Origin of the sequence: Aquihabitans sp. McL0605 (assembly GCF_049993875.1) — a bacterium.
Taxonomy (GTDB): Bacteria; Actinomycetota; Acidimicrobiia; order Acidimicrobiales; family Iamiaceae; genus Aquihabitans.
On sequence record NZ_CP188252.1, the window covers coordinates 2,479,923 to 2,506,822 of the forward strand.

The 26,900-nt window shown below is 71.6% G+C and carries 22 protein-coding genes and 1 tRNA gene; 11 read left to right on the forward strand and 12 right to left on the reverse strand.

What is annotated here, in order from left to right; all coding sequences use genetic code 11:
* Positions 1-47 precede the first annotated feature (47 nt).
* Positions 48-518: a hypothetical protein gene (locus ACPPVX_RS11505; RefSeq protein WP_426570697.1), complete on the forward strand. Its 471-nt coding sequence runs from the start codon at positions 48-50 to the stop codon at positions 516-518.
* A 57-nt stretch (positions 519-575) separates the two neighbouring features.
* Here ACPPVX_RS11505 and ACPPVX_RS11510 read toward each other — a convergent pair whose 3' ends face one another.
* Entirely contained in the window at positions 576-1,400 is an 825-nt protein-coding gene (locus tag ACPPVX_RS11510; RefSeq protein WP_426570698.1) for a GNAT family N-acetyltransferase, read from the reverse strand.
* Positions 1,401-1,592: 192 nt separating this feature from the next.
* Between ACPPVX_RS11510 and ACPPVX_RS11515 the strand changes: the two genes are divergently transcribed.
* Together ACPPVX_RS11515 and ACPPVX_RS11520 are read left to right on the forward strand one after the other, a co-directional pair.
* Positions 1,593-1,665 (forward strand) — tRNA-Ala (locus ACPPVX_RS11515).
* A gap of 33 nt (positions 1,666-1,698) precedes the next feature.
* Positions 1,699-3,054: a pyridoxal phosphate-dependent decarboxylase family protein gene (locus ACPPVX_RS11520; protein WP_426570699.1), complete on the forward strand. Its 1,356-nt coding sequence runs from the start codon at positions 1,699-1,701 to the stop codon at positions 3,052-3,054.
* Positions 3,055-3,078: 24 nt separating this feature from the next.
* On the opposite strand, the gene ACPPVX_RS11525 is transcribed toward ACPPVX_RS11520, so the two are convergent.
* Positions 3,079-3,666, reverse strand: a complete 588-nt coding sequence (locus tag ACPPVX_RS11525) for a TetR/AcrR family transcriptional regulator (protein ID WP_426570700.1) — start codon at positions 3,664-3,666, stop codon at positions 3,079-3,081.
* A gap of 170 nt (positions 3,667-3,836) precedes the next feature.
* On the opposite strand from ACPPVX_RS11525, the gene ACPPVX_RS11530 reads away from it, so the two are divergent.
* The gene (locus tag ACPPVX_RS11530; protein WP_426570701.1) at positions 3,837-5,525 is read left to right on the forward strand and encodes an MFS transporter; all 1,689 of its coding nucleotides are present in this window, start codon (positions 3,837-3,839) and stop codon (positions 5,523-5,525) included.
* A gap of 96 nt (positions 5,526-5,621) precedes the next feature.
* On the opposite strand, the gene ACPPVX_RS11535 is transcribed toward ACPPVX_RS11530, so the two are convergent.
* From ACPPVX_RS11535 to glgB, 5 genes are all read right to left on the reverse strand, one after another.
* Entirely contained in the window at positions 5,622-6,590 is a 969-nt protein-coding gene (locus ACPPVX_RS11535) for a pirin family protein (RefSeq protein ID WP_426570702.1), read from the reverse strand.
* A 163-nt stretch (positions 6,591-6,753) separates the two neighbouring features.
* Complete coding sequence (locus tag ACPPVX_RS11540; RefSeq protein WP_426570703.1) at positions 6,754-8,259, reverse strand: DNA-methyltransferase; 1,506 nt, start codon at positions 8,257-8,259, stop codon at positions 6,754-6,756.
* Positions 8,260-8,318: 59 nt separating this feature from the next.
* Positions 8,319-9,686 carry a tetratricopeptide repeat protein gene (locus tag ACPPVX_RS11545; RefSeq protein ID WP_426570704.1) on the reverse strand — a complete coding sequence of 456 codons (1,368 nt, stop codon included), beginning with the start codon at positions 9,684-9,686 and terminating at the stop codon, positions 8,319-8,321.
* On the reverse strand, positions 9,683-10,984 hold the full coding sequence (locus ACPPVX_RS11550; RefSeq protein WP_426570705.1) for an AAA family ATPase: 1,302 nt from the start codon (positions 10,982-10,984) through the stop codon (positions 9,683-9,685). The genes ACPPVX_RS11545 and ACPPVX_RS11550 overlap by 4 nt, the downstream gene beginning before the upstream one ends.
* A gap of 51 nt (positions 10,985-11,035) precedes the next feature.
* On the reverse strand, positions 11,036-12,940 hold the full coding sequence (gene glgB, locus ACPPVX_RS11555; RefSeq protein WP_426570706.1) for a 1,4-alpha-glucan branching protein GlgB: 1,905 nt from the start codon (positions 12,938-12,940) through the stop codon (positions 11,036-11,038).
* 43 nt (positions 12,941-12,983) lie between these two features.
* Between glgB and ACPPVX_RS11560 the strand changes: the two genes are divergently transcribed.
* Both ACPPVX_RS11560 and ACPPVX_RS11565 read left to right on the forward strand, forming a co-directional pair.
* On the forward strand, positions 12,984-14,234 hold the full coding sequence (locus tag ACPPVX_RS11560) for a DUF480 domain-containing protein (RefSeq protein ID WP_426570707.1): 1,251 nt from the start codon (positions 12,984-12,986) through the stop codon (positions 14,232-14,234).
* A gap of 59 nt (positions 14,235-14,293) precedes the next feature.
* The gene (locus tag ACPPVX_RS11565) at positions 14,294-14,851 is read left to right on the forward strand and encodes a hypothetical protein (RefSeq protein ID WP_426570708.1); all 558 of its coding nucleotides are present in this window, start codon (positions 14,294-14,296) and stop codon (positions 14,849-14,851) included.
* Positions 14,852-14,857: 6 nt separating this feature from the next.
* Here the strand turns inward: ACPPVX_RS11565 and ACPPVX_RS11570 are convergent, their stop codons facing one another.
* On the reverse strand, positions 14,858-15,496 hold the full coding sequence (locus ACPPVX_RS11570) for a carboxymuconolactone decarboxylase family protein (RefSeq protein ID WP_426570709.1): 639 nt from the start codon (positions 15,494-15,496) through the stop codon (positions 14,858-14,860).
* Between the two features lie 155 nt (positions 15,497-15,651).
* On the opposite strand from ACPPVX_RS11570, the gene ACPPVX_RS11575 reads away from it, so the two are divergent.
* Positions 15,652-17,628, forward strand: a complete 1,977-nt coding sequence (locus ACPPVX_RS11575) for a penicillin-binding transpeptidase domain-containing protein (protein WP_426570710.1) — start codon at positions 15,652-15,654, stop codon at positions 17,626-17,628.
* A gap of 6 nt (positions 17,629-17,634) precedes the next feature.
* On the opposite strand, the gene ACPPVX_RS11580 is transcribed toward ACPPVX_RS11575, so the two are convergent.
* The gene (locus tag ACPPVX_RS11580; RefSeq protein ID WP_426570711.1) at positions 17,635-18,477 is read right to left on the reverse strand and encodes a hypothetical protein; all 843 of its coding nucleotides are present in this window, start codon (positions 18,475-18,477) and stop codon (positions 17,635-17,637) included.
* Positions 18,478-18,908: 431 nt separating this feature from the next.
* Here ACPPVX_RS11580 and ACPPVX_RS11585 point away from each other — a divergent pair, with 431 nt between their 5' ends.
* Positions 18,909-20,267 (forward strand): GH1 family beta-glucosidase, encoded by a 1,359-nt coding sequence (locus ACPPVX_RS11585; RefSeq protein ID WP_426570712.1) that lies wholly within the window; start codon positions 18,909-18,911, stop codon positions 20,265-20,267.
* A gap of 91 nt (positions 20,268-20,358) precedes the next feature.
* Here ACPPVX_RS11585 and ACPPVX_RS11590 read toward each other — a convergent pair whose 3' ends face one another.
* Both ACPPVX_RS11590 and ACPPVX_RS11595 read right to left on the reverse strand, forming a co-directional pair.
* Entirely contained in the window at positions 20,359-20,883 is a 525-nt protein-coding gene (locus ACPPVX_RS11590) for a carboxymuconolactone decarboxylase family protein (RefSeq protein ID WP_426570713.1), read from the reverse strand.
* Positions 20,880-21,983, reverse strand: a complete 1,104-nt coding sequence (locus ACPPVX_RS11595; RefSeq protein ID WP_426570714.1) for a dihydrodipicolinate reductase — start codon at positions 21,981-21,983, stop codon at positions 20,880-20,882. The genes ACPPVX_RS11590 and ACPPVX_RS11595 overlap by 4 nt, the downstream gene beginning before the upstream one ends.
* A 141-nt stretch (positions 21,984-22,124) precedes the next feature.
* On the opposite strand from ACPPVX_RS11595, the gene ACPPVX_RS11600 reads away from it, so the two are divergent.
* Both ACPPVX_RS11600 and ACPPVX_RS11605 read left to right on the forward strand, forming a co-directional pair.
* Entirely contained in the window at positions 22,125-22,769 is a 645-nt protein-coding gene (locus tag ACPPVX_RS11600; RefSeq protein WP_426570715.1) for a hypothetical protein, read from the forward strand.
* A gap of 51 nt (positions 22,770-22,820) precedes the next feature.
* The gene (locus ACPPVX_RS11605; RefSeq protein WP_426570716.1) at positions 22,821-23,807 is read left to right on the forward strand and encodes an aldo/keto reductase; all 987 of its coding nucleotides are present in this window, start codon (positions 22,821-22,823) and stop codon (positions 23,805-23,807) included.
* A 13-nt stretch (positions 23,808-23,820) separates the two neighbouring features.
* On the opposite strand, the gene ACPPVX_RS11610 is transcribed toward ACPPVX_RS11605, so the two are convergent.
* On the reverse strand, positions 23,821-24,495 hold the full coding sequence (locus tag ACPPVX_RS11610; protein ID WP_426570717.1) for a DUF1361 domain-containing protein: 675 nt from the start codon (positions 24,493-24,495) through the stop codon (positions 23,821-23,823).
* A 158-nt stretch (positions 24,496-24,653) separates the two neighbouring features.
* On the opposite strand from ACPPVX_RS11610, the gene ACPPVX_RS11615 reads away from it, so the two are divergent.
* The gene (locus tag ACPPVX_RS11615; RefSeq protein WP_426570718.1) at positions 24,654-26,900 is read left to right on the forward strand and encodes a CocE/NonD family hydrolase; all 2,247 of its coding nucleotides are present in this window, start codon (positions 24,654-24,656) and stop codon (positions 26,898-26,900) included.

Sequence of the window (26,900 nt, forward strand, 5' to 3'; positions counted from 1 at the left end):
GCCTGCCACCACGCAGGGTGAGCGGAAAGCGGATCGGGGGTGCCCAGATGAGTCAGGGAACGACAGCGCTCGCTGGTACCGACGCCGACGACCAGCCCCCGAAGCACCCGCGCTACCGCCTCCGCCAGTACGTCACCGGCTCCTGGGTCATCGCGGTGGTGGCGTTCACCATCGCTCGCGTGGCCGTCGCCGGCTCCACGCTCGAGAAGTACGGCCTCAACATCTGGGTGTTCGGCTTCATCGATCTGATCACCGCGGTGCCCTACGCCATCGGCGTCGCCCGCGTGGTCACCTCGATCATCGACAAGGAGTCGGGCAACGCCATGAAGTGGGGTCTGGTGGCCGCCGGGTCGTTCCTGGCGCCGTACCTGTACGTGGCGTGGTCCGGCCGCGACGCTTCGTTCCCGCCCGTGGTGTGGGTGGTGCTCGGCCTGCTGATCCTGGGCTTCGGAACCAACGCGGTGCTGAGCGGCTACCGCAAGGTCCGCAGCGCCCGCGACGTCTCCCCCGCCTCCTGACGCCGCCGGGCCGTTCGGGCCCGCAGCGGTGAGGTCTCGGTCAGACCTCGGGTGCGGTCAGACCTTGGGTGCGGCGCGCAGGACGCTGAACCCGAAGTGCTCGACCTCTTGGTCGGTGAGCTCCTCGAGGTTCCAGAGCCAGAACTCGGGGTTGGCCCGGGCCACCTGCTCCATGGCGGCGACCGACGTCGACATCGTCATGGGGATGACCTCGCCGCCCATGTACCACTCGGGCACACCGCTGGGGACGAAGGGCATGCAGTAGACCTCGCGGAAGCCCTCGAGCATCCAGCGCTCGCTCAGGCCGGAGATGGTGCGGGCGCCGTGGCGGACACCATCGGCCCAGCCGGCGCGGTAGAGGTGCTCGATGACGCCCTTGCTGCGGGCCGCGGGGTCGACGACGATCGACGACATGTGGCACATCGGCTCCTCGTCGGCGAAGTCGATCCGCTGGAACTTGCCCACCGGCAGGTCGTGGTACTCGCCCATGATCACGCGCAGTGAGCCGACGATGCCGCCGTCGGCGTTGACGGCGACGTGGAACCGGGAGCGGGACCGGTACTCGGCGAGCTCGGCCACCTCGTGGTCGCGGTTCTCCTCGGTGTACCCGAGCTCGAGGTAGGTGTCGTAGACGAACTCCTCGACGCGCTTCCACTCGGCATCGGTGGTGGGGATCTCGAGGTGGACGCCCTCCTGGAGGTCGGGCGGGCGGCCGCTGGCGCGCTCGGACGGGAGGATGGTGCGACCCGTGGGCGCCAGCTCGAGGATGGCGGCGAGCACCTCGTCGCGCAGGTCGATGACCTGCTCGCCCGCCGGAGTGGTCCTGACCAGCTGGTCGTAGAGCGCCTGCTTCGCCAGCGTGGCATCGGTGATGTCGATCACGACCTCATCGGATCCGTCGACCGGTGCTGGTTGATCTGACTCGTATGCGTCCAACGGATGCCCCTCAGTGAACCGTCGATGTGCCTGGCCACAATATGACAGGCGCGCGACGCGCATGGTTACTCCGACCTGCGCTGCCGTCGGTCGCTGGGGGGCCGGCACCGGGTTCGCTAACCTCGCCGTTCCCACCTCGGGGCTGTAGCTCAGTTGGCAGAGCGCTGCCTTTGCAAGGCAGATGTCGTCGGTTCGATTCCGATCAGCTCCACTCGATTCCAGACGCCTTGGGTGCGGAGATCGCATGCACGTCCACGACCAGCAGGCCCACGATCTGATGGAGCTGGTCTTCGCGTTCACGGCGGAGCGCATGGCCATGGACCCGCCACCGCTCGACTTCTCGGTGCCGTTCGCCGAGCTCCAGGCCCAAGCCGGGCAGACCATCACCGCCGAGGGCCTCGGGGGTACCGAGGTGATGCGCCTGTTCGAGGAGGTGCTCGGCCCGGCGTGCCTGTCGATCGACCACCCGCGGTACCTGTCCTTCATCCCGGCCGCGCCCACCGAGGCCGCCACCTTGTTCGACCTGATCGTGAGCGCCACCAGCATCTACGGCGGCAGCTGGCTCGAGGGCAGCGGCTCGGTCTACGCCGAGAACCAGACGCTGCGGTGGCTCGCCGACCTGGCGGGGCTGCCCGACGGCGCCGGCGGCACGTTCGTCTCGGGCGGATCCATCGCCAACCTCTCCGCCCTGGCCGTGGCGCGCACCGTGTGGCGAGACGTCGACCCGGCTCGCGAGGAGCGGCGACCCCTGGTGCTCCTGTCGTCGGCGGCGCACTCGTCCAACGCCGCCGCGCTGGCGCTGCTCGACCTCCGGTCGCAGCCCGTCGAGGTCGACGGCGCCGACCGCATGACCGCGGCCGCGCTGCGCACCGCCCTCGACTCGCTCACCGACGCCGAGCGCGAGTCGGTGTGCGCCGTGGTCGCCACCGCCGGGCTCACCAACACGGGCACGGTCGACGACCTCAGCGCCGCGGCCGAAGCCGCCGCCGAGCTGGGGGCCTGGTTCCACGTCGATGGCGCCTACGGCGGGGCCGCCCTGTGCTCCACCACCCGGCGCCACCTGTTCGCCGGGATCGAGCGAGCCGACTCGCTCACGATCGATCCGCACAAGTGGCTCTTCGCTCCCTACGACTGCGCGGCCATCCTCTACCGCGAGCCGCGGCTGGCCAAGCGCACGTTCACCCAGCACGCCGGCTACCTCGACGTGCTCACCGAGACCGACGACTGGTCGCCCAGCGACTACGCCCCGCACCTGTCCCGCCGGGCCCGCGGCCTGCCCACCTGGTTCTCGCTGGCGGTCCACGGCACCGATGCGTACCGCGATGCGATCGACATCACCATCGCCACCACGGAGGCGGCCACCGAGGTGATCCGCGCCACCGACCACCTGGAGCTGGTCACCGAGCCGGAGCTGTCGGTGATCGTGTTCCGCCGCACGGGCTGGGACCGCGATCAGTACTGGGCGTGGAGCGAGCAGCTGCTGGCCGACCAGATCGGCTTCGTGGTGCCCACCACCTGGCGGGGCGAGACCGTGCTGCGCCTGTGCATCACGAACCCGCGTACCACGCTCGACGACGTGCGGGCCTGCCTGCCCGACTGATCGAGGCGGGGCTGGTGGCGGCGCTCAGGCCGAGGCGCGGGGCGCGAACACCGTGGAGCGCAGCGCCGCGACGGCGCCGCGCAGCGTCTGGTCCTTGAACTCGGGGGTGACGTCTCGGCGCTCGACGATGCGCCGGTAGGTGAGGGGCCCGACGATGGTGGCCACGGCCGCGTCGAGGTCGAGGTCGGGGCTGATCTCGCCGCGCATCTGGGCCAGCTTGAGCACGGTGTGGATGGGGCGGCGGCGCTCGGCGATCACCTCGTCGACGACCTGCTGCATCTCGGGATCCCGGGTGGCGGCGTCGATCAGCATCGGCAGCAGCTGGGGGAACCGCATGTCGGCCTCGGTGGACTCGTAGCGGCCGAACAGGAAGAGGAGGTCTTCCTCGAGGCTGCCCGTGTCGGGGGTGGGGTGCTCGATCACGCAGCCGCGGGCCGCCAGCGCGACCAGGGCTTCCTTGCTCCCGAAGTGGCGGTAGAGGGTGGACTTGGCCACACCGGAGCGCGCCGCGACGGCGTCGAACGTGACGCCTTCGATCCCGCTCTCGAGCAGCACCTGGGTGGTGGTCTCGATGGCGGCTCGGTGCGCTTCTTCGCTTCTGGGTCGTGCCACGATCCGGAATCGTAGCGAAACCCGGCCGCTCACAGAACATCACGACCTGTCCAGTGGCATGAGTCACAGGTCAAACCGGAAATCACATGGTGCAAGCGCGGATCTGGCTCTCTAGAGTTCTGAGTCGACCACGTAGCGAAATCGCGACGATGCGAAAGCGCGGGAGCAACATGACAGCAACGACACCACCGGTCCAGCACGAGATCGACCCGGAGATCTACAAGCGGCGGTGGCTGATCCTCCCCGTCCTGTGCACCAGCCTGATGATCGTCATCATCGGCAACACCGCCCTCAACGTGGCCATCCCCACGTTGTCGAAGGCGCTCGACGCCTCGAACAGCCAGCTCGAGTGGATCGTGGCGGCCTACTCGCTGGTGTTCGCCGGGATGCTCTTCACCGCCGGCACCATCGGCGACCGCTTCGGTCGCAAGGGCGCCCTGCAGGCCGGCCTCGTCGGCTTCCTCGCCGGCACGCTCCTGGCCTCGACGGCCGACTCCGCCGCCACCGTCATCGGTGGCCGCGTGGTCATGGGCCTGGCGGCGGCGTTCATCATGCCGTCGACGCTGTCGATCCTCACCAACGTCTTCCCCGCCCACGAGCGGCCCAAGGCCATCGCCATCTGGGCCGGCGTGTCCGGTGCCGGTGCGGCCATCGGCCCGCTGGCCTCCGGCTACCTGCTCGGGCACTTCTACTGGGGCTCCGTGTTCCTGGTGAACGTGCCGGTGATCCTCATCGCCCTGGTGCTCGGCTACTTCCTGGTCCCCAAGTCCCGGGACCCCGAGCAGTCGCCGCTCGACCTGCCCGGTGCGCTGCTGTCGATCATCGGTCTCGGTGCGCTCGTCTACAGCATCATCGAAGGCCCCACGCACGGGTGGCTGTCGGCCACCTCGGCCGCCACCTTCGGCCTCGCCATCGCCGGCATCGCCGCCTTCATCTGGCGGGAGAACACGGCCAAGCACCCGATGCTCGACCTCAAGCTGTTCAAGGACCGGCGCTTCAGCGTGGCCTCGGTGGGCATGACCCTCACCTTCTTCGCCATGTTCGGCACGTTCTTCCTGGTGGCCCAGTACTTCCAGCTCGTGCTCGGCTACTCGCCCCTCAAGTCGGGTCTGCTCACCCTGCCGATGGCCATCGTGATGATGGCGATCGCTCCGCAGGTGCCCAAGCTGGTCGGTCGCTTCGGTGCCCACCGGGTGGTGCCCGCCGGTCTGACCTTCATCGCCATCGGCATGGCCTTCTTCTCGCAGGTGCAGGTCGACAGCCCGATCTGGTTCATCTACCTGTCGATCATCCCGCTCGGCGCCGGCATGGCCACCACCATGACCCCGCTGACCACCTTGATCATGTCGTCGGTGCCGCTCGGCAAGGCCGGCGTCGGCTCGGCCATGAACGACACCACCCGTGAGCTCGGCGGCGCCCTCGGCGTGGCCGTCCTCGGCTCGATCGTGACCTCGGCCTACAAGTCGAACCTCCACGACCTCGGCGGCCTGCCCGCCTCGGCCCGTCACCTCGCCGACTCCGGCCTGGCCGGGGCCCTCACCGTCGCCGCCAAGACCGGCGGCGTGCAGGGGGCGGCCATCGCCAACAGCGCCCGGGCCGCGTTCGTCGACGGCATCGGCCTCGCCGCCATGGTGGCGGGCATCGTGGTGATCATCGCGGCGATCGCCGCCTGGTTCCTGCTCCCGCACCACTTCGGCGTCCAGGCCGGCACCACGGTCGCCGAGCACGAGAACCAGACGGACCTGTCGATGGACGGGTCGCTCGACCCCGACGAGATCGACGCCCTGGTCGACGACCGGGGCGAGCCCGAGGAGCAGCCCTCGGCGCCGAGCGGTCGGCCCGCACCCGTGATCGACTGACCACCGGGGTCTAACCCCACACCACGACGAAGGGCCGGTCCGCGAGGACCGGCCCTTCTGGTTCTCCGTTCGAGCTGAGTGCGGTGGCGCCGGGGCTCAGCTGATGCCGATGGCGCCCGGGGGGATGACGCCGAGCTTGCCGGCCTCGTAGTCGCCGAACGCCTGGAGCAGCTCGGCCCGGGTGTTCATGACGAAGGGGCCCTGCCAGGCGACCGGCTCGCCGATCTTCTGGCCGCCGAGGACCAGCACGTCGAACGCCGTGGTGCGGGCATCGGGGCTGGTGGAGCCACCGATGGTGAGCACGTCGCCCGGGGCGGTGACCGCCAGCTGGCCGCTGGCGAGGGGCCGCTGGTCGGCGCCGACCGTGCCCGCACCCGACAGGCCGTAGACCAGCCCGTTGAAGTGCTCGGGCCAGGGCAGGCGGACCTGCGCACCCGGCTCGATGGTGAGGTGGAGCATGGTGATGGGCGACTTCGTGCTGCCCGGCCCCTGGTGGCCGCCGAGCTCGCCGGCGATGACCCGGATGAGCGCACCGCCATCAGGTGAGGTGAGCAGGGTGACGTCTTCACCCTCGAGGCTCTGGTAGTTCGGCGACGACCACTTCTTGGCGGCGGGCAGGTTGACCCACAGCTGGATGCCGTGGAACAGGCCGCCCGACTGCACCAGCTCCTCGGGCGGGACCTCGATGTGGAGCAGGCCGCTGCCGGCCGTCATCCACTGGGTGGCCCCGTTGGTGATGACCCCGCCGCCGCCGTGCGAGTCCTGGTGCAGGAAGGTGCCGTCGATGATGTACGTGACCGTCTCGAACCCGCGGTGCGGGTGCCACGGCGTGCCCTTGGGCTCGCCGGGGGCGTACTCGACCTCGCCCATCTGATCCATGTGGATGAACGGGTCGAGCTCGTGCAGCTCGACGCCGGCGAACGCCCGGGTGACGGGGAAGCCTTCGCCCTCGAAGCCCTTGGGGCCGGTGGTGAGGCTCTTGACCGCTCGGTCGGTGGTGGTGGCCGCGTCGGGCTCGGCCAGTCGGGGGAGGGTGAGGATGTCGTCGACGGTCACTGCAGGCATTTCGTGCCTCCTTGGGGCTCGGTTCTCCCCCACCAACGCTGTTGAAACTTCAACTATTCCGGTGGAACGGGAGGTGGGGACATCCGACGGCGCTCGGCCGCTCGGACCATCGTGAACCGGTTCGGCTCCTCGTGCACGCGAACCCGCGCCGACGGGCCGGTGGTCAGGCGTAGGCGGTGGGGGTGGGGCGCCGGCCGGCCGGGTCGGACCGCTTGCCGGAGGCGTAGTGCAGCAGCTCGGCGACGGACTCCGGCTGGTCGAGCACCAGGACGTCCCAGATCAGGCCGGACTCCTGCGCGCTCTTCAGCGCCTTGCCGCCGGCGGAGCCGGAGGTGGGCACGTCGGTGGTGAGCAGGACGTACCGGCACGGCCGTTCGCGGTCGGGGTACTCGGTCTGCAAGATGGCGGCCTTGCCGAGGGCCTTCCAGAGCGTGTCGGTGCGCTGCAGGCCGGGCCGGGAGCTGGAGAACGCACCCGACACGTCGAACACCCACTCGCAGCCGGCCCGATCGGTGCCGACGAAGTTCACCTCGACCCCGACGGGGTACTTCTTGCCCTCGATGAGCTGGCCGCGGAACCCGCAGTGCTCCAGCAGCTCGTGCGCCAGGACCTGGGCCCGCGCCCCGTCGGCCTTGGCCCGCTGCTGGAAGTTGACCACCTCTTGGGCATCGCTCAGGGAGCGGCCGCGGAGCGTGTCGAACACGGGCGGCAGGGTGGCCTGCTTGAGCTCGGCCTGCTCCAGCTCGAGGTCGTGGCGGGCCCGGTCGATGCGCTCGAGCGCGGCATCGGCGTACGTGCGATCGGTGTCGTAGCCGGCGAACCGGCGGCCGCTCTCGACCGCAGCGACCCCGGTGGAGCCCGAGCCCATGAACGGGTCGAGCACGACGTCGCCCTCGAACGTGTACAGGTCGATGAAGCGGCGGGGCAGCTCGACGGGGAACGGCGCGGGGTGGCCCACCCGCACGGCCGACTCCGGAGCGAACTCCCACACGTCGAGCGTGAGGTCGAGGAAGCGGTCCTTGCCGATCGTGCTCTGGCTGGGGAGGCCCCGGGCCTCTCGCTTGGCCGTGGACAGCGCCCGGTCGAAGCGGCCCTTGCTGGCCACGATCACGCGCTCCGACAGGTCTCGCAGCACCGGGTTCTTGGCGCTCTGGAAGCTGCCCCAGGCGCAGTTGCCGCCGGCGCCGCGGGCCTTCTGCCAGATGACCTCGCCCCGCAGGAGGAGGCCGAGGCGGTCTTGGAGGATGTGGGTGACGTCGGCCGAGAGCGAGCGGTAGGGCTTGCGGCCGAGGTTGGCCACGTTGACGGCGATGCGGCCGCCCGGCTCGAGCACCCGGGCGCACTCGGCGAACACGTCGCTGAGCATCTCGAGGTAGTCGAGGTAGCTGGCAGGGATGGAGCCCTGGCCCAGCTCCTCTTCGTAGGCCTTGCCGGCGAAGTACGGCGGGGACGTCACGACCAGGGCGACAGATGCGTCGGGAAGCTCGGGCATCTCCCGGGCGTCGTGCACCCAGATGCGGTCGACCTCCGGCGCCGTGTTCACCACGTCGTCGGCGGAGATCTGCGGGGCGCCGAAGCGCTCGTAGAAGCCCGATGCGTCGTGGTTCTCCCGCTTGCCGACGCCGAAGTTGGAGGTTGCGGTGCGTTGCCGCTTCGGTCGATCAGCCACGGAGGAACCCTACCGGTGGGGGGTGACAGCGGAGGGGAACGGATCGCGCGGGTGTTCGGTCACGCGGTGGGGGTGGTGCCCGGTGCCGTGGGTCGGCGCAGGTAGCGCTGGGCCGCGAAGGCACCCACCAGGACCACGGCCGCCACGATGCCGGGCCCCGGGTCGTGATCGGCCACCGAGGCGGCGATGATCAGCGCGGCGTAGGCGATCATCAGGATCGCCATGGCCCGCAGCGGGCGCCGGACGCGCTCGCGGAACCGGAGCTGGCCGGTGCGCGCCAGGGTCACGATCCGGGCGCCGAAGATGACGGCCACCAGCGCCACCAGCAGGTAGCCGTTGCCGCGGGCCGCGACGGCCCAGAGCCCAGCGCCGCCGCTCACCACCAGCGCCGCCTCCTTGGCGGTGGCGATCGGCGCGCGCGGGATGTGCGGAAGGGGGGCGGCTCGCTGGCGCAGGGCCTGGCCGGCGAGGAAGGCGGCGATCGCCAGGGGCACCGCCAGCGCCGTGAGCCACAGCGGGCCGTCGATCAGCCCGGCCACGGCGAGGGCCACGAGCAGCGCCGGCAGGGTGCGCGCGGCCAGGCGGCCCGTGGCCCGCACCCGCGTCGGCCAGTCGCCCTCGGGATCGTTCACCGAGATGCGCAGGCCGCCCACCACCAGGCCGCTGATCACGATGCCCGGCCAGGGGTTGTTGAACGCGAGGGTGACGAAGGCGCACCCGGCGAACACCACGAACAGCACGGGCGTGCGCCACCACTGCCCGCGCTGGAACTGCTCGGCCTTGCGGGCGCGCAGCAGGTTGGACGCCATCGTCTCCGAGCCCGTGAGGCGGACGGCGCCGAGGAACCGCTCCTCGGCGGCCGCGTACTCGCCGCGCCGCAGCTCGACGATGCCCAGGTTGTTCAGGGCGTCGGCGCGCTCGGGGTCGATGGCCAGCGCGCGGTGGAGGTGGGCGGCGGCCTCGTCGAGCTGGCCCAGCTCGAGCGCCACCCGACCCGCCAGGGCGTGGGTGCCGGCGTCGGCGGGCTGCATCTCGATGGCGGCGGCGGCGGTGGCCTCGGCGTCGAGCGGACGGCCGCCGTCGAGCTCGCAGTTGGCGAGGGTGATGAGGGCCAGCGCCGAGTGGGGGTAGCAGCGCACGGCCGTGCGGGCGCTCTCGAGGGCGGCGGAGTGCCGGTGGAGCTGGCTCAGCGCCCGGGCGCGGAACCGGAGCGCATCGATGTGCAGCGGCGCCATCTCCAGGGCGGCATCGGCCGCCTCCAGGGCCTCCTTCGGCTCATCGAGCCCGAGGTGGGCCTGGGCGAGCACCGAGCACGCGGTCGCACTGTTGGCCGTGTCGTCGCCGACGCTGCGCAGGAGGGTGACGGCGTCTCGGCACCGGCCCACCGCCACGAGCATCGAGGCGCGCGAGACCGCCGAGCTGGTCATGACCGCCGCTTCCGGTCCAGGTACGGGAGCAGCTCGTCGTAGTCACCGCCCTCGTTGCTGAACTTGGCGAAGTTGCGGGCGGTGTCGAACCACGCGCCGGTGCTCGGGCGGATCGACCGGGCGGCGCTGGTCAGGTCGGCCTGGGTGATGGGCCGGACCGAACCGGCCTTGACCGATGCGGCCAGCGCGGTCTCGGTGGCCTGCTCGCAGACCATGGCGAGGTCGGCGCCGGAGAAGCCGTCGGTCTTGGCGGCGATCTTGTCGAGCTGGAGCACCTCGGTGGGCCGGCCGCGCAGGTGGGTGGCCAAGATGGCGGCGCGGGCGTCGAGGTCTGGGGGCAGGACGAGGAGCTTGCGGTCGAAGCGCCCCGGGCGCAGCAGGGCCGGGTCCATGTCCCACGGGTGGTTGGTGGCCGCCAGGACGAAGACGCCCTCGTTGTCGCTGCTGGCACCATCGAGCTCGGTGAGGAACTGGTTGACCACGCCCCGCATGGCGCCGCCCGAGGTGGAGAGCTGCGTGCGCTTGTGGCCGAGCGCGTCGACCTCGTCGAAGAACAGCACGCACGGGCGGTTGCTCCGGGCCACCTCGAACACCGACCGGAGGTTCCGCTCGCTGCTGCCGATCCACATGTCGAGCACGTCGGCCAGGCCCACCTCGTAGAAGCTGGCACCCAGCTCGCCGGCCACGGCCCGGGCGATGTAGGTCTTGCCGCAGCCGGGCGGGCCCCAGAGGACCAGGCCGCCGCGCATCGACTTGCCGAACTGGAGCTGCAGCTCGGGGTGGCGCAGCGGGGCCAGGAACGACTGCTCGAGGCGGGCCTTGACCTGGTCGAGGCCGCCGACGTCGTCGAGGGTCACCGAGGGCCGGTGGAGGGCGCCGATCTCGGGCTCGCTGATGGGGGCGACGCGGTCCCAGTGGGCGAGCAGCTCGTCGGCCGTGTCGGGCATCGCCGACCCTCCGGTCAGCGGGACCGCGATCGGTTCGACCGGAGGCGGCTCGGCGGCGGGGCGAGCGGCGTCGGGCGGGGCCGAGCCAGCGGGGTCGAGCGCGGCGAGCAGCCGGCGGTAGCCCGCGGCCAGGTCGAGCTCGCCGAGGCGGTCGCCGGCATCGGCCGCGGTGCGCAGCGCGCTCACGTGGTCGGGCTGCGAGGCGAGCACGGTCCGGGCCTGATCCCACGCCGCCTCGGCATCTCCCGACTCCAGCAGGAGCAGCGCCAGGTGAGCGCGCACCTCGACGTTGGCCGGGTCGGCCTGGAGCGCGGCGTGCAGGGCCGCGAGGACAGCGGGATCGACAGGCACGGCGAGGAACCTAGCGGCGCACCTGTCCGACTCCTCGTCGGTCGGGCCCGTTCAGCTGGGCTCGAGCCACACCACGGCCAGGGGCGGCAGGGTGATGCGCGCCGAGGTGGGCTGGCCGTGCGCCGGCGGACCATCGGCCACCACGGCACCCAGGTTGCCGACGCCCGAGCCCCCGTAGAGCTGGGCGTCGGTGTTGAGCACCTCGGTCCACCGGCCGGCGACGGGCATCCCGACCAGGTGGTCGTAGTGGACCACCGGCGACAGGTTGGCCACGCAGGTCAGCACCTCGCCGTTCGAGCCCATGCGGGCGAAGGCCGACACGTTGTGGGCAGGGTCGTTGTCGAGCCAGGTGAACCCGTCGGGCTCGACGTCGCGGGACCACAGCGACGGGCGGGCCCGGTAGGCGTGGTTGAGGTCTCGGACCACCCGCTGCACGCCGGCCTTGCCGGGGTCGCCCAACCCGGCCCAGTCGAGGGAGCCGTCGTGGTCCCACTCGTGCTCCTGGGCCAGCTCGCCCCCCATGAACAGGAGCTGCTTGCCCGGGTGCGCCCACATCCAGCCGTACAGGGCGCGCAGGTTGGCCAGCTGCTGCCACCGGTCGCCGGGCATCTTCGCCAGGAGCGATCGCTTGCCGTGGACCACCTCGTCGTGGCTGAGCGGCAGCACGAAGTTCTCGTTGAACGCGTAGTGGACGCCGAACGTGAGGTCGTGGTGGTGGTGCTGGCGGTGGATCGGGTCCTTGGCGAAGTAGTCGAGGGTGTCGTGCATCCAGCCGAGGTTCCACTTGAGGGTGAAGCCCAGGCCGCCCTGATCGACGGGCCGCGACACGCCGGGCCACGCGGTCGACTCCTCGGCGATGGTGAAGCCGCCGACGCCGTCGTCGTGCACCAGCACGTTGGCGGCGTGGATCAGCGAGACGGCCTCGAGGTTCTCGCGGCCGCCGTGCTGGTTGGGGCGCCACTCGCCTTCGGCGCGGGAGTAGTCGAGGTAGAGCATGGAGGCCACGGCATCCACCCGCAGGGCGTCGGCGTGGTACTCGTCGATCCAGTAGCGGGCGTTCGACAGCAGGAAGTTGCGGACGCCCTGGCGGCCGAAGTCGAAGATGTAGGTGCCCCAGTCGGGGTGGTCGCCCCGGAGTGGATCGGGGTGCTCGTAGAGGGGCGTGCCATCGAAGCGGCCGAGGGCCCACTCGTCCTTGGGGAAGTGCGCCGGGACCCAGTCGAGGATGACGCCGATGCCGGCCTGGTGGAGGGTGTCGATCAGGTGCTTGAGATCGTCGGGCTCGCCCCAGCGGGCCGCCGGCGCGAAGTACGAGGTGACCTGGTACCCCCACGACCCCGCGAACGGGTGGCCCATCACGGGGAGCAGCTCCACGTGGGTGAAGCCCATCTCCACCACGTACTCGGCGAGCTCGGTGGCCAGGGCCCGGAAGCCGAGGTCTCGGTGCGGCTCGCCCGGGTCTCGCCGCCAGGATCCGAGGTGCACCTCGTAGACCGACATCGGCGAGGCCAGCACGTGGGCCCGGTGCCCGCTCCACTCGCCGTCGCCCCACCGGTAGGTGCTGGTGTGGACGATCGAGGCCGTCTCGGGCGCCGGCTCGGTGCGGAAGGCCAGCGGGTCGGCGTGCTGGACCGTGTGGCCGTGCTGATCCGTGATGGCGAACTTGTAGCGGTGGCCCAGCCGGGCATCGGCGCTGAAGGCGGTCCACATCGGGCTGTCGGGCACCCGCTCCATGGGCGTGGTGGCCGGATCCCAGAAGTTCCAGTCGCCCACCACGGCGATGTGCGACGCGGCGGGGGCCCACACCGAGAACCGCACGCCACCGTCGGGGCCACCGGGCGCGGGGTGGGCACCGAGGTGGTGGTGGACGTCGGCATGGTCGCCGTCGTCGAGCCCGGCCAGCTCCGCCGGCACGGGTGGGGGCGTGACGGGAGTGGCCGCGGCGCGGGTTGCCATGGGCTGACGCTAGGGGGCGCAGCGGGCCGTATGGTCCAAGGCCATGGATGAGCAGACCGACGGCGCCGGCAGCCTCCCCGTCCTCGACCCCGTCGAGCAGCGCGTGCTGGGCAGCCTCCTCGAGAAGGAGCGCACCGTTCCGGCGTCGTACCCCATGACGCTGAACTCGCTTCGAACCGCGTGCAACCAGAGCTCGAGCCGGGAGCCGGTGCTCGATCTCGACGACCGCACCATCACGGACGCGATCGACCGCCTCAAGGCCCGGGGGCTGGCCCGGATGGTCTACGCGGGGACCGGCGCCCGGGCGGTGAAGTACCGCCAGGTGCTCGACGAGCACCTCGGCCTCGAACCCGACCAGCGGGCGCTGCTCACCGTGCTGCTGCTCCGCGGCGCCCAGGCCCCGGGTGCGCTCAAGACCCGCACCGAGCGCCTCCACGCCTTCGACGATCGCTCCGATGTGGAGGCGTGCCTGGTGGCGATGGCCGCCGTCACGCCGCCCCTGGTGCAGGAGCTGGAGCGGCTGCCCGGCCAGCAGGACAACCGGTGGATCCACCTGCTCGGCCCGGTCGACATCGCCGTCGCCGGCGCACCGTCGGCCCCCGGAGGCCCACCCACCATCGATCGCGACGTCGTGCTCGGCGACGGGCCCGTGGCCCGCGACGCCAAGGTGGTCGCCTCGTACGACGCCCTGGCCCCCACCTACGCCGACGAGCTGATCGACGAGCTCGATGCCAAGCCCTTCGACCGCTGGATGCTCGAACGGCTCGCCGAGCTGGCCGAGGGCGGCCCCGTCGCCGACGCGGGGTGCGGACCAGGCCAGGTGGGCTTCTACCTGGCGGCCGCCGGGGCCGACGTCACCGGGTTCGACCTGGCGCCCGGCATGGTGGCCGAGGCCCGGCGCCGCTTCCCGGAGCTGCGCTTCGAGGTGGCCGACCTCACCGCGCTGCCGGCCCCCTCCGGCGCGGGCCCGGGGTGGGCCGCCATCGCCGCGTGGTACTCGCTCGTGCACCTGGCCGGGTCGGAGCTGCGTCCGGCGGTGGCGCTGCTGGCGGCCGCCCTGCGTCCGGGCGGCTGGTTGGGCGTGGCGCTGCACGTGGGCGACGAGGTCCGCCACCAGACGGAGCTGTGGGGCCAGCCCATCGACGTGAGCTTCGTGTTCCACGACCCCGCCGCGGTGCTCGACGCCTTCGCCACCGCCGGTCTGGTCGACGTCGAGTGGTACCGCCGGGGGCCGCGGCCCGACGGCGAGGCCGACACCGAGCGCCTCTACGTGCTGGCCCGCCGCCCGGCCTGAGCGCTCAGGCGCCCGCCACCCGCGGGGCGTAGCGCGGGGCCGCCTAGCCTCGCGGCCACATGAGCGGCTTCGACCAGCTGCCCTTCGGGGGCACGCCTCCCCCCGACGACGAGCCCAAGCCCGAGGACGGGGCCGCACCGGCCACCGACCACGAGCCCGAGGCCGCCGCCGCTCCCGCTCCCGCCGAGCCGCCCAAGCCGCGGTCGTTCCAGGCGTCGGCCGGCATCCAGGGCCGCCAGTTCGCCGAGCAGTGCGACACCCTGCTGGCCCACTTCGGCTTCGAGCTGAAGGGCCGGCGGGTCCTCACCGAGGTCGGGGTCGAGATCGACCAGGAGGCGGTGAGCCCCAGCGGCACGGTGGTGTGGTTCGAGTACAAGGGATCCATCCAGGGCAAGCGGCCCGGGCTGATCCGCACCGACACGCTGAAGAAGGCCATCGCCAACGGCGCGCTGCTGCGCTCGCTCACCGACCCGGCCCCGTACGTGGTGGTCACCTCGCACCTGCCCGAGGCTGGGTCGGGCGCGGCGATGCTCGACGCCGCGCTGCGACTGCGGTACTTCTCCGACGTGGTCTGCCTCTACGACCCGAAGGCCACCGCCCGCCTCGCCGACTGGTGATCGTGGCTAGGCCTCCGGGACGGCGTCGGGCTCCAGCGACCTGGTGATGCCGGGGCCGGTGAGCTCGGTGATGGGATCGTCGACGTCGTCGAGCTCGAGCTTGAGGGCGCGGCTCATGATGGCGTGGAGGTCGTACCAGCAGGTGATGTAGGTCAGCTCCAGGATCGCCAGCTCGGAGAGGTGCTCGCGCAGGGCGGCGAACAGGGCATCGGACGCCCGGCCCCCGTGGAGGACCAGCGCGTCGGTCCACGCCAGCACCGCCCGCTCGGCCGGCGAGAACACGTCGCTCACCTCCCATGCGGGGACGGCCTGGATCTGCTCCTCGCTCACCCCGTTGTCGCGGCTGGCCTTCGAGTGCTGGGAGAAGACGAACCGGCTGCCGCGCGCCCAGCCCACCCTGGTCTGCGCCAGCTCTCGGAGGAGGGGCGGCAGCTCCCGATCCTCGGAGCGGTAGAACGCGAAGCCGGTGACGCAGTGCTCCATCAGCTCGGGGCTCTGCGCCACGACGGTCCACCAGTTCCCTGGGGTGCCGTTCGGGAGCCCGGGCTCGGCCACGGGATCGCGGTCGCCGAAGATGTAGTCGTACATGAGCGGCACGATCCCGTCGGGTGCCTCGGCCCTGGGTACCTGGCGCAGTCTGGGCACGGGTGTCTCCTCGGTGGTGGTCGGTGCGAGCGGGACCGTAGGCGGATCTGACTGCGCCGTCATCGGATCGCGCGCCAGTTGGAACGAAAGCCGGGCATGGACACCTGGACACATCGCTAGGTTCGAGCGCTTGGACTGCTGGTGAGAGGTATCGGGTGGGCAACAAGCGCGGAGCGCTGATCGGCGGAGGGGTGGTGGTGCTGCTCGCCCTCGCTGCTGCTGTGGTGTGGTTCGGCGTCCTCGATCAGGACGATGGGACCGCGAGCTCTGCCGCGGGCGACGACCTCGCGGTGGCCGCGGCCAATGCGTTCGCGACCGACTGGATGGCCGGCGGGCTCGACAAGGTGCCGGTCACCAAGGCCAGCGGCGACATCAACGCCCGCACGTTCGCCATCACCGCGGGCCTGGGCAGCGCAGCCGGCGGCAAGCCCGCCCAGGTGAAGGTGAACGCCATCACCGACCTGCCTGTGGCCGGCACCCAGGCCGCCGATGCCCCAGCCCGCAAGACGGCGGCCGTCACCGTGACGTGGAAGATCGACGACACCCGCAGCTGGACCTACGACACCAACGTGCCCCTGGTCGAGAAGGCCGGGGTCGACGACGCCGATCCCACGTGGCTGGTGGATTGGGCGCCCACCGTGGTGCACAGCCGCCTCACCGAGGGCGACACGCTCGATGCCGTCCGGCTCGAGGCCACCCGTGGCGAGATCCTCGGCCCCGACGGCAAGGCCCTCGTCGGTCTCCGCCCGGTCGTCGAGGTGGGCATCCACCCCGCGGGCACCACGGACCGCACGGCGGCCGCCCAGCAGGTGGCCGCCATCGTGGGGGTCGACCCGGCGGGCCTGGTCGATCGGGTCACCAAGGCCGGCGCCGACACGTTCGTCTCGGCGGTCACCCTGCGCCGCGAGGTGTACGAGCCGCTGAGCGCACGGCTCAAGGCCATCCCGGGCACCGTGTTCCGCGAGGCGCAGCTGCCCCTCGCACCCACCCGTGACTTCGCCCGAGCCCTCGTCGGGACCACCGGGCCCGCCACCGCGGAGATCGCCGCGGCGTCGAACGGCCGCGTCGCTGCGGGCGACACCACAGGGCTCTCCGGGCTCCAGGCGTCGCAGGACGCGGTGCTCGCCGGCAAGCCGGGGATCTCGGTGCGGGTGGTCCCGAAGGCCGGCTCGGGCCAGGCGGCCTACGTGCTGAAGGACTTCCCGGCGCAACCCGGCCTGCCCGTCACCATCACGATCGACCCCGGCATCCAGGCCGCGGCCGACCAGGTGATGGCCTCGGCGCCGAAGCCGGCGGCGCTGGTGGCGATCCGCGTCAGCACCGGCGACATCCTGGCGGTGGCCAACGGCCCGGCGGGAGCCGATGGCTACAACCGGGCGCTGATCGGCAAGTACCCGCCCGGCTCCACGTTCAAGGTGGCGTCGGGCCTCACGCTGCTCGAGAACGGCCTGACCCCCGACACCCCCGTCGACTGCCCCGCCACCATCGTCGTGGGCAAGGAGTTCTCCAACGCCGAGGGCGAGGTGCTCGGCTCCGTCCCGTTCAGCAAGAACTTCGCCGAGTCGTGCAACACCGCCTTCGTCGGCCAGTCCCGCAAGATCACCGCCCAGCAGCTCGCCGACACGGCAGCCAAGCTCGGCTACCGCAAGGTCGACATCGGGGTGCCCACCATCACGGCCTCGGTCCCGGTGACCGACAGCGAGACCGAGCACGCCGCCAACATGATCGGCCAGGGCAAGGTCGAGGCCAGCCCGCTCAACGTGGCCCTGGCGTCGGCATCGGTGGCCAGCGGCCGCTCGGTCCAGCCCCGCCTGGTGATCGACCCGGCGGCGCCCGAGCCCACGCTGGGCGAGCAGCTCCCCGCCGGACCGATCGAGGCGCTCCGCGGCCTGATGCGCGGCGTGGTCACCGGCGGCACGGGCACCGCGCTGGCCGGCATCCCGGGCGGCGACGTGTCGGGCAAGACCGGCACCGCCGAGTTCGGCACCGAGAGCCCGCCCCAGACCCACGCCTGGTTCACCGGGTTCCAGGGCGACATCGCCTTCGCGGTGCTGGTGGAGGACGGCGGCTTCGGCGGCCAGGTGGCGGCTCCGCTCGCCGCCCAGTTCCTCACCAAGCTCGCCCAGGGCTGACCCCGGTCAGAACGACGCGGGCTCGCCCGCTGGACGGGTCCGGCGCAGCGCCCAACGGTCGGGGAGCCAGCGCCGGGCGATGACCCAGAGCACCAGGGCACCGAGGACGATCCCGGCGACGGCGAACTGCGGCCGCGCCGAGATGGTGGGGTCGAGGGCCTGGCCGATGAACGCCACCGCGCAGAGCCCGCCGATGCCGATCAGGGTCACCTTGCCGGCCGTCACCAGGATCCACCCGGGCCGGGCGGCGGCCAGCTCCGGATCGCCCCGCGGCGGGTCGATGGGGGCCACGTAGGCGACGGGGACCGCGGCGGCCACCAGCTGCTGGGCGAGCAGGGTCCGGCGTGCGAGCAGGCGTTCGGAGCAGAGGACGATCGGGATCGAGAGCGCGAACACGACGGCCCACGCCAGGTTGGCCAGGGCCGACTGGGAGCGGTGCGAGGCGACCTGCGACAGGTCGGGGCTCGTGCTGTTCAGGAGGCCGAGGAGGATGGCGGCGGCGGCGACGCCCCACTGCACCCGGTACCAGCCGGTGGGCTCGATCCGGCGGGCCTGCGTCTCGACGTGGGTCTCGCCGTGGCTGAGCAGGAGGGCCTTGGGTCGGCGCTTCAGGCCCCAGACCACCAGGAGCCCGACGAGCACCAGCCACGAGCCGAGCACGACGGGCTGCAGGGCGTGGATGCGGTCGGTCGCGGCGCGGAGGTCGTCGGCCAGCGTCTGGTCGGCGGGGAGGCCGACGCCGGCGCCGATGGCGCGGAGCCGGAGCTGCTGGCGCTGGTAGAGGCGGTCGTCGACGCCCGACAGCTGCTGGAGGTAGAACGCGTTGACCAACCGGATCAGGGTGGTCACCACGGCCGCCGCGATCACCGCCCGACCCCACGGCCGGCTCGGGGCGGGCGACGGTCCGAGGTACGGGATGGAGGCAGCGGCAGGCGGAGGCCCCGGCGCGCCGGGCGGTGGTCCGCCGGGCCAGGTCCCGACGGGGCCCTGCGCGCTGGGCGCTGAGCCCCAGCCGACCGGGGTCGAGGGGGGCGGCGGGACCGAGCTCCCGGGGGCCGGCGGTGCGGGTGGCGGTGCGGGCTGGGGAAGCGCGGCGGGGACCCGGTCGGCGTAGGGCCAAGCGACCGAAGGGCCCTCCTGCTGTGGATCCGCCATGTCCCTGCCTCCGTCCGGCGACGCACGGGTCGCCATCGATGTCATCGGCGGTTGCGTCCAGGTCTTGAGGCCGGCTCCCGTTCGCCCATTCGGCGGCCCTCGGGAAGCCGCGTCATCATGGCGAGATGACGGGACTGGCCAAGGCTGACTTCGGGGACGACTTCACGTGGGGCGTGGCGCACGCCAGCTACCAGGTGGAGGGGGCGTGGGACCTCGACGGCAAGGGCCCGTCGATCTGGGACACGTTCACCCACGGCGGCGGGCGCATCAAGAACCACGAGACGGGCGACGTGGCCTGCGACTTCTACCACCGGTACCAGGACGACACCTCGCTGGTGCAGGAGCTCGGCTTCGACGCGCAGCGCTTCTCCATCTCGTGGCCCCGCGTGCAGCCCGACGGCCGCGGCGCCGCCAACGCCGCGGGCCTCGACTTCTACGACCGCGTGGTCGACGACTGCCTGGCCAAGGGCGTCGAGCCGTGGGTGACCCTCTACCACTGGGACCTCCCGCAGGCGCTCCAGGACCTGGGCGGCTGGACCAACCGGAGCATCGTCGGCTGGTTCGAGGACTACGTCGGCATCGTCGCCGACCGCCTCGGCGACCGGGTCAAGGACTGGATGGTCTTCAACGAGCCGTGCAGCTTCCTCGTGGTCGGGCACCTGCTCGGCTACCACGCCCCGGGCACCCGCAGCCTGAGGAAGTTCCTGGCTGCCACCCACCACGTCAACCTGAGCCAGGCGGCGGCGGCCCAGGTGCTGCGGGCCAAGGTGCCCGACGCCAACGTCGGCACCACCCACATCGTCACCCCGATGCGCTCGAAGCGCGACACCGAGCGCGACCGCCGGGCCAAGGCGAGCATCGACGTCATCGCCAACCGCATCTTTTGGGAGCCCAACTTCGGGCTCGGCTACCCGGTCGACGACTGCCCGCTCATCGCCGGCATCGACAAGCACATCAAGCCCGGTGACGAGGAGGCCATCACCGTCGACTGGGACTTCGTGGGCGTGCAGTACTACCAGCGCCAGCTGGTGAAGCCGTGGCCGGTCCCGAAGCTGCGGGGCGTGCCGTGGATGAGCCACGACTACCGGAGCTACGAGATCACCGCGATGGGCTGGGAGGTGCAGCCCGACGGCCTGTACGAGTCGCTCGAGCGCTTCGCCGCCTACGACAAGGTGCCGAAGCTGATCATCACCGAGAACGGCTCGGCGTACCCCGACACCCTGGTCGACGGACGGGTCCACGACGATCGGCGCACCGCCTTCTACCGGGCCCACCTGGCCGAGGTGGAGCGGGCGGTCGCCGACGGCCTCCCGGTGCACGGCTACTTCTGCTGGTCGTTGATGGACAACTTCGAGTGGGCCGAGGGCTACGTGCCCCGCTTCGGCCTCACCCACGTCGACTTCGACACCCAGCAGCGCACCATCAAGGACAGCGGCTACTGGTTCCAGGACTTCCTGGGCGCCCAGAGCACCGTCCCCGCCTGAGCGGCCCGGCCCACCCGCGCACGCTGGTCGATCTTCCCCCCGTGGGGTGGAACATCGACCAGCGGATCGACCGGAGACGCCGGCGGAGGGGTCAGTGGTCGGGCAGGACGCAGGCGCTGTCGAGGCCGAGGACGTGGTTGAGGCGGCCGAACGCGATCCACGAGCCGATGCACATCGACAGCTCGACGATCTCCTGCTGCGAGTACTGGGCGTTCATGCGGGCCCAGAAGCTGGCGTCGATGTCGTGGTGGGCGATGGCGTACCGCTCGGCGTACTCGGCGGCGAGGCGGGTGCGGGCGTCGAACGCGTCGGTGGTGCGCCACTGCTCCACGGCGGTGTCGAACGCCGCCTCGACCCTCTGGCCGTCGCGCTCGGTCCGCCAGTCCTGGCAGAACAGGCAGCCGTTGATCTGGGCGATGCGGAGGCGGGCGGCTTCGAACTCGCGGAGGCCGAGCGTGGAGTGCTCGTAGACGCTCTGGGCGAACGTGGACGCGGCGATGCCGATCCCGGGGACCATCTCGCCCCACACGTAGTAGATCGGGTCCTTGCCGACGGGGATGTCGATGCCGGCGGGGTCGATATGGAGCACCGCATCGGGGGTGGCCTGATCGGTCATGACGGGTTCCTTCCGGAGGACCGGAGCTTGCCGGTGGCGGGGGTGAGCGGGACGTCGAGCGCGTCGTAGATGCCGGGCCCCGCGGCGCGCAGCCACGGGATGGCGTTGACCAGGCGGCCGGCCGCAGTGGCATTGCCGCCGGCGGCGCGGTTGCCGCCCTCCTCCTCGGCCTCGAGGCTGAGGCTGATGCGGGGGCTGCCTTCGATGATCACGGTGTGGGCGCCGGCCCCGCCGTCAGCGGGCGACGGCCAGTCGGGCGCCACCGACGGGTGGATGCGGGTGATGTGCTCGAGCACGATCACCGGCCGGTCGTCGACGATGCCCTGCACCTCGAACCGCAGGCCGCCCTGGGTGCCCGCCTCGAAGGTGCCCATCACGTTCTCGACCGTCGCCTCGAGGGGCCGCCGTTCCAGCGTCTCGCGGATCTCGTCGAGCTCGACGCCCAGGGCCCGGGCGATGAGGCGGACCTGGCCACCCCAGACCATCGTGGGGACGGTGGGCGCCACCATCATCGGCTCGTAGTCCATGGGCTGGCCCATGCCGACGAGGTAGCGCACCGAGTCGGGCTGGTCGTAGGTGGAGTAGTCGAAGATCTCCTGGCAGCGCACCTGATCGATGGCGCCGGCAACGCCCGAGATGAGGATGGGCAAGATGTCGTTGCCCCAGCCCGGGTCGACGCCCGACACGAACAGCGAGCCGCCGCCCTCCTTCGCCGCCGCCGTGACCGGGTCGATGATCTCGGCGGGCGCGTTGGTGGGGTCGTACAGCGGGTAGATCGCGGGGGTGACCACCACGGCGCCGGCGCGCAGGGCGCGGCACACGTCGGCGACGGCATCGTCGGGCCGGATGTCGCCCGACGCCGTGTAGGCGATGGCCCCGGGCCGGGTGGCGAGGACCGCGTCGACGTCGGCGGTGGCGGTCACCCCGAGCGTGCGGTCCACGCCGGCCAGCTCGCCGGCGTCCTTCCCGACCTTGTCGGGGTTGGCGACGATGACCGCCGAGAGGGTGAGCGCCGGGTTGGCGTCGATGGCGCGGATGGCGGCCCGGCCCATGTTCCCGGTGCCCCACACGACGGTCTGGATCTTCCCCTGATCACCCATGGGTCGACCCTACCGATGCCCGTCGAGCTGTGCTGACGACCCGTCAGATCTGGGCGGTCCCGTGCCATACGGTGCCGCTGCGGACTGGTCCCGCCCCCGTGGGTTCGGTGGCGCTCACCGGCGCCGGTAGCGTCGCCCGCCATGCGCGCCGGAGACGTCGAACGGATCCTTCGGCGCATCGGGTGGGTGTTCATCCTCGGCCTGGTGCTCCAGCCGCGCATCAGCGGGCGGGCGGTGCTGCTGCCGGTCGCGGCCGCCGCCATGGTGTGGGCCCTCGCCGGCCTCCGCCCCATCGCCACGTCGCCCGACGGTCGGCGCGGCCTCCAGGTCACGATGGGGGTGGCGGCGCTGGTCACCGTGCTCGGCGTGATCGGCTGGGTGCCGTCGGTCGAAGCGGCCGGGCTGAGCCTGGTGGTGCTCCTCGGCTTCGTCGCCGGGCTGCTGGCCTACATCGCGTTCACCAGCGGTTGGTGCGACCGGGCGGGTTGGACCGAGGCGCGCGACCACCTGCGCAAGGCCCGTCCCAACCTGTACGCGATCTGCGTGCTCACGGTGGCGGCGCTGGGCGCCGCCCTGGTGCTGGGCCGCGCCCCCGCCGCCGGGGCTTCCGATCCCGACTGGTGGAGCCTGGTGGCGGGGCGAGTGGTCGGCACCGGCTGGGTGGTCGGCTACCTCCTGCTGGTGTTCGTGTTCTGGGTGGGAGCCTGCGTCGACCTGGAGCGCGGCGCCAAGGCCCTCCGCGCCGTCCTCGCCGACGACCCCGAGGCCCCGGCCCCAGCGGCCTGATCCGCACCAGCGTCCCCGCCCGGCTGGTTCTCCGGCGGGTACGTTGCCGCGATGGGCACCGACGGGTTCGAGCTGGCAGGCACCGATGTGAAGATCCCCGCGCTGGGCGTCGGGACGTGGGCGTGGGGAGATGCCAAGACGTGGGGCTACGGCTCCTACGACGCGGCCACCAACGAGGACACCGTCCGCGAGGCATGGGATGCATCGATCGACGGCGGCGCCACCCTGTTCGACACGGCCGAGGTCTACGGCTCGGGCGAGAGCGAGCGGATCATCGGACGGCTGCTCGCCGGCGACCCCGATCGGGCGGCCAAGGTGCAGATGGCCACCAAGTTCATGCCGCAACCGTGGAAGGTCAACGTGGGCTCGGCGCTGCTCTCATCGCTGCGGGCGTCACTCGATCGGCTGGGCCTGGAGCGCGTCGACCTCTACCAGATCCACGGTCCGATCAGCCTCCGAGGCCATGCCGCCATCGCCGAGGCCCTGGCGGGTGCGCACCAGCAGGGCCTGGTGCGGGCGGTCGGCGTGTCCAACTACTCGGTGCGCGAGACCCGCAGCATCGACGCCCAGCTGCGCAAGCGCGGCCTGCGCCTCGCCAGCAACCAGATCGAGTTCTCCCTGCTGCGCCGGTCGCCCGAGACCAGCGGTCTCCTGGCCACCTGCGCCGAGCTGGGCGTGGTCCCGCTGGCGTACTCACCCATCGGGCAGGGGCGCCTGACCGGCAAGTACTCGGCGTCGAACCCGCCGCCCAAGACCCGCAACTTCTCCGCTCACCCCATGGAGCTGGTCGATGGCGTGGTGGCCGAGCTGCGTCGCATCGGCGAGGCCAACGGCAACAAGACGCCGTCGCAGGTGGCGCTCAACTGGATCATCGCCAAGGGCGCGGTGCCGATCCCCGGTGCCAAGAACCGCGACCAGGCCCAGGAGAACGCCGGTGCGCTGGGCTGGCTCATGGACGCCGACGATGTCGCCGCGCTCGACGCCGCCGCGCTGTCGGGCACCAACAGCCTGGCCAACCGCTTCTGGCAGCACGGCTGACGGGGGCCGCCCGTCAGATCGGGATCGGCGTGTGATCGCCCGCCGCGTGGGCACCGCGGACGCGTGCCATCCAGTCTCGGCCCCATGAGTCGGCGGCCACGATCAGGGCCCGCAGGATCGTGAACGAGGTGAGCACGGCGATGAAGGCGATGGCGATGGCGAACGGCGTGCCTCGCCATGTGAGTGCCTCCAAGACGCTCGCCACGGTGCCTCGGGGGCGGGTGATCGTGTCCCAGCTGTTGAGGCGGTTGATCCGGCCGAGCACGATGCCGATCGAGCACAGCAGGTGGACGGGGAGCTCGACGCGCACCCTCGCGACGCCGGGCCGCACATCGGTCACCTCTCGCACGATGAGCTCGGTGCAGAGCACGTAGGACCCCATGCCCAGCAGCACGAACGCCGCATACATGGGCAGGACCCCGAACATGAGGGCGCCGTTGCTGGTCGCCGCGGCGGCATCGGACCGCAGGTGGATCAGGTCGGTCAGCAGGTACGGCGCGTTGGGGAGGAACAGGGCGAACGCGCCGACCCCCAGCCACCACCCGGCGGTGCGTCGGTGCGACTGCCAGAACAGCACGAGGGCGAGGCCGGCAGGGATGGACGCGAGCATCAGGTTCCACGTCATCCACGAGGCGTTGCCGCGCGCGATCTCGAGCACCTGCCCCGCCAATCCGTGCACGTAGCTCACGGCGCACAGTGTTGCACCGAAGGCCCGTCCGCTGTCCGGCATCTGTCCGTTCGGGTGATGTGTGGCCGCGACAGGTGCTGCTCTAGCCTGCGCCGGTCGTCATTACCGGGGGGTAGGCAGTGGGGGTTCGTCGAGCGGCTTCGGCTGCGGTGCTGGTCATGGCCCTGGTGGCCGCAGGGTGCTCCTCCGACAGCTCGTCGGGCGAGAAGAAGGAAGCCGCCGTCGCGATCGATGCGCACGGCGGCACCAACCAGGTGTGGCTCACCACCAAGCCCGGGGTGGAGCTCGAGATCGAGGATGCCGACGGCAAGGTCGTGTCCTCGCAGGTGGTCGACGACAAGGCGGCCGTGCACGACGTCGACACCCGCGCCAGCGACAAGGCGGGCGCCCTGGTCTTCCGCTACGTGAAGGCCGGCAAGGGCTACGTGGTCAAGCAGGTCAACGGGCCGGGCGTGTCGAAGCCGTTCGATGTGACCACCACGACCGAGCACCCCGCCGAGTCGTTCTACGAACACCAGCACATCGAGCAGGGCTACGGGTACCTCACGACGCGCGACGGCACGAAGCTCGCCATCAACGTGACGCTGCCCGGTCCGCCCGAGGACGGGCCGTACCCGACGGTCATCGAGTACTCCGGCTACGACCCGGCCAACCCGAAGCCGTCGCTCGTCACGATCAGCAAGCAGCTGGCCGCGGGCCAGGGCTTCGCCACGGTCGGCGTGAACGTGCGGGGCTCGGGCTGCTCGGGCGGCTCGTTCCAGCTGTGGGAGGACTCGCAGGCGATGGACGGCTACGACGCGGTGGAGGCCATCGCCGCCCAGCCGTGGGTCCAGGGCCACAAGGTCGGCATGGTGGGCATCTCCTATCCGGCCACCGCGATGCTCTACACCGGCGCCACCAACCCGCCGAGCCTCGAGGCGCTCGCCCCGATGGCCGCCTACGACGACGGCTTCCGCGCCCTGCTGTGGCCTGGTGGCATCCAGAACAAGGGCTTCGCCCGCTCGTGGGTCGAGGAGCGCGACCACAACGCGGCGCCCGCCGCCGAGGACTGGGTGAAGAAGCAGATCGCGTCCGGCGACGAGACCTGCAAGGCCAACATGCGCCTGCGCGGCCAGAACGTCGAGCTCTCCAAGCTGATCGACGCGATGCCGTACTACCCGACGCAGAACGACCTGGGTGACTCGTTCGCGCCGCAGAGCTTCGTCGACAAGATCGACGTGCCGACGTTCATGGTGGCGTCGTGGCAGGACGAGCAGGTCGGCGGCCACGCGCCCACGATGGTGCCCGATCTGAAGAACGTGCCCCACAAGTACGTGACCCTCATCAACGGCCTGCACACGGAGGGCCTGGCGAACCCCACGGTCCTGCAGCGGTGGATGGAGTTCCTGCAGATCTACGTGGCGCACAAGACCCCCGACACGAGCGGCATGACCGGGCTCTACGCCGCGGTGGCCGGCCAGATCATCGGCGACACCGATGCGGCCACCAAGCTGCCGATCCCGCCGGAGCACTTCACCAAGGGCACCTCCTACGAGGACGCCAAGGCGCAGTTCGAGGCCCAGCCGAAGGTGCGGGTGCTGTTCGACGAGGGCGGCGCGCCGGGCCTGGCGGCCGGCTTGCCCGAGGCGGGCTTCGAGGAGTCGTTCCCCTCGTACCCAGTGCCTTCTGTCGACGCCACCAGCTGGTACCTGGGCCCTGACGGTGCGCTGACCACGAAGGCCCCCACCGCGGCCGACGACGCCAAGGGCACCGTCGACTCGTACACGTCGGACCCGTCGGTGCGCCCCGAGGTGAACCTGGTCGACGGCCAGGACACCTGGTGGCGGTTGCCGAAGTACGACTGGCAGTCGCCGTCGCCCGACGACTCGCTGAGCTACGTGACGCCCGCGCTCACGAAGGACACGGTGATGGTGGGCAGCGGCAGTGCGGACCTGTGGCTCAAGTCGTCGGAGAAGGACACCGACCTCCAGGTGACGATCACCGAGGTGCGCCCCGACGGCAAGGAGACCTACGTGCAGTCGGGCTGGCTGCGGGCGTCGAAGCGCAAGCTCGACGACGACCGCTCGACCGCGCTGCAGCCGCTCATCACGCAGCTGAAGACCGATGCCGCCGATCTGCCCGCCGACGGGTTCACGCCGGTGCGGGTGGAGATCTACCCGTTCGGCCACGCGTTCCGGGCGGGGAGCAAGATCCGGGTGATCATCAGCGCTCCCGGCGCCGACAAGCCCATCTGGAGCTTCGTCACCCTGAAGGGGACCCAGGACAACGAGGTGGCGCGCTCGGCCGGCCGCCCATCGGCGGTGGTGCTCCCCGTGGTGCCCGGCATCAAGGTGCCCACGCCGCTGCCGGCCTGCCCGGCGCTGCGCGGCCAGCCCTGCCGCACCTACGAGCCGAACGGCAGCTGA

What these genes read in the sequence shown, in the direction of transcription:
- ACPPVX_RS11505 (WP_426570697.1), top strand. Translation starts at nt 48, where the DNA reads ATGAGTCAGGGAACGACAGCGCTCGCTGGTACCGACGCCGACGACCAG.
- ACPPVX_RS11520 (WP_426570699.1), top strand. Translation starts at nt 1,699, where the DNA reads ATGCACGTCCACGACCAGCAGGCCCACGATCTGATGGAGCTGGTCTTC.
- ACPPVX_RS11530 (WP_426570701.1), top strand. Translation starts at nt 3,837, where the DNA reads ATGACAGCAACGACACCACCGGTCCAGCACGAGATCGACCCGGAGATC.
- ACPPVX_RS11535 (WP_426570702.1), bottom strand. Translation starts at nt 6,590, where the DNA reads ATGCCTGCAGTGACCGTCGACGACATCCTCACCCTCCCCCGACTGGCC.
- ACPPVX_RS11545 (WP_426570704.1), bottom strand. Translation starts at nt 9,686, where the DNA reads ATGACCAGCTCGGCGGTCTCGCGCGCCTCGATGCTCGTGGCGGTGGGC.
- glgB (WP_426570706.1), bottom strand. Translation starts at nt 12,940, where the DNA reads ATGGCAACCCGCGCCGCGGCCACTCCCGTCACGCCCCCACCCGTGCCG.
- ACPPVX_RS11560 (WP_426570707.1), top strand. Translation starts at nt 12,984, where the DNA reads ATGGATGAGCAGACCGACGGCGCCGGCAGCCTCCCCGTCCTCGACCCC.
- ACPPVX_RS11565 (WP_426570708.1), top strand. Translation starts at nt 14,294, where the DNA reads ATGAGCGGCTTCGACCAGCTGCCCTTCGGGGGCACGCCTCCCCCCGAC.
- ACPPVX_RS11585 (WP_426570712.1), top strand. Translation starts at nt 18,909, where the DNA reads ATGACGGGACTGGCCAAGGCTGACTTCGGGGACGACTTCACGTGGGGC.
- ACPPVX_RS11590 (WP_426570713.1), bottom strand. Translation starts at nt 20,883, where the DNA reads ATGACCGATCAGGCCACCCCCGATGCGGTGCTCCATATCGACCCCGCC.
- ACPPVX_RS11595 (WP_426570714.1), bottom strand. Translation starts at nt 21,983, where the DNA reads ATGGGTGATCAGGGGAAGATCCAGACCGTCGTGTGGGGCACCGGGAAC.
- ACPPVX_RS11600 (WP_426570715.1), top strand. Translation starts at nt 22,125, where the DNA reads ATGCGCGCCGGAGACGTCGAACGGATCCTTCGGCGCATCGGGTGGGTG.
- ACPPVX_RS11605 (WP_426570716.1), top strand. Translation starts at nt 22,821, where the DNA reads ATGGGCACCGACGGGTTCGAGCTGGCAGGCACCGATGTGAAGATCCCC.
- ACPPVX_RS11615 (WP_426570718.1), top strand. Translation starts at nt 24,654, where the DNA reads ATGGCCCTGGTGGCCGCAGGGTGCTCCTCCGACAGCTCGTCGGGCGAG.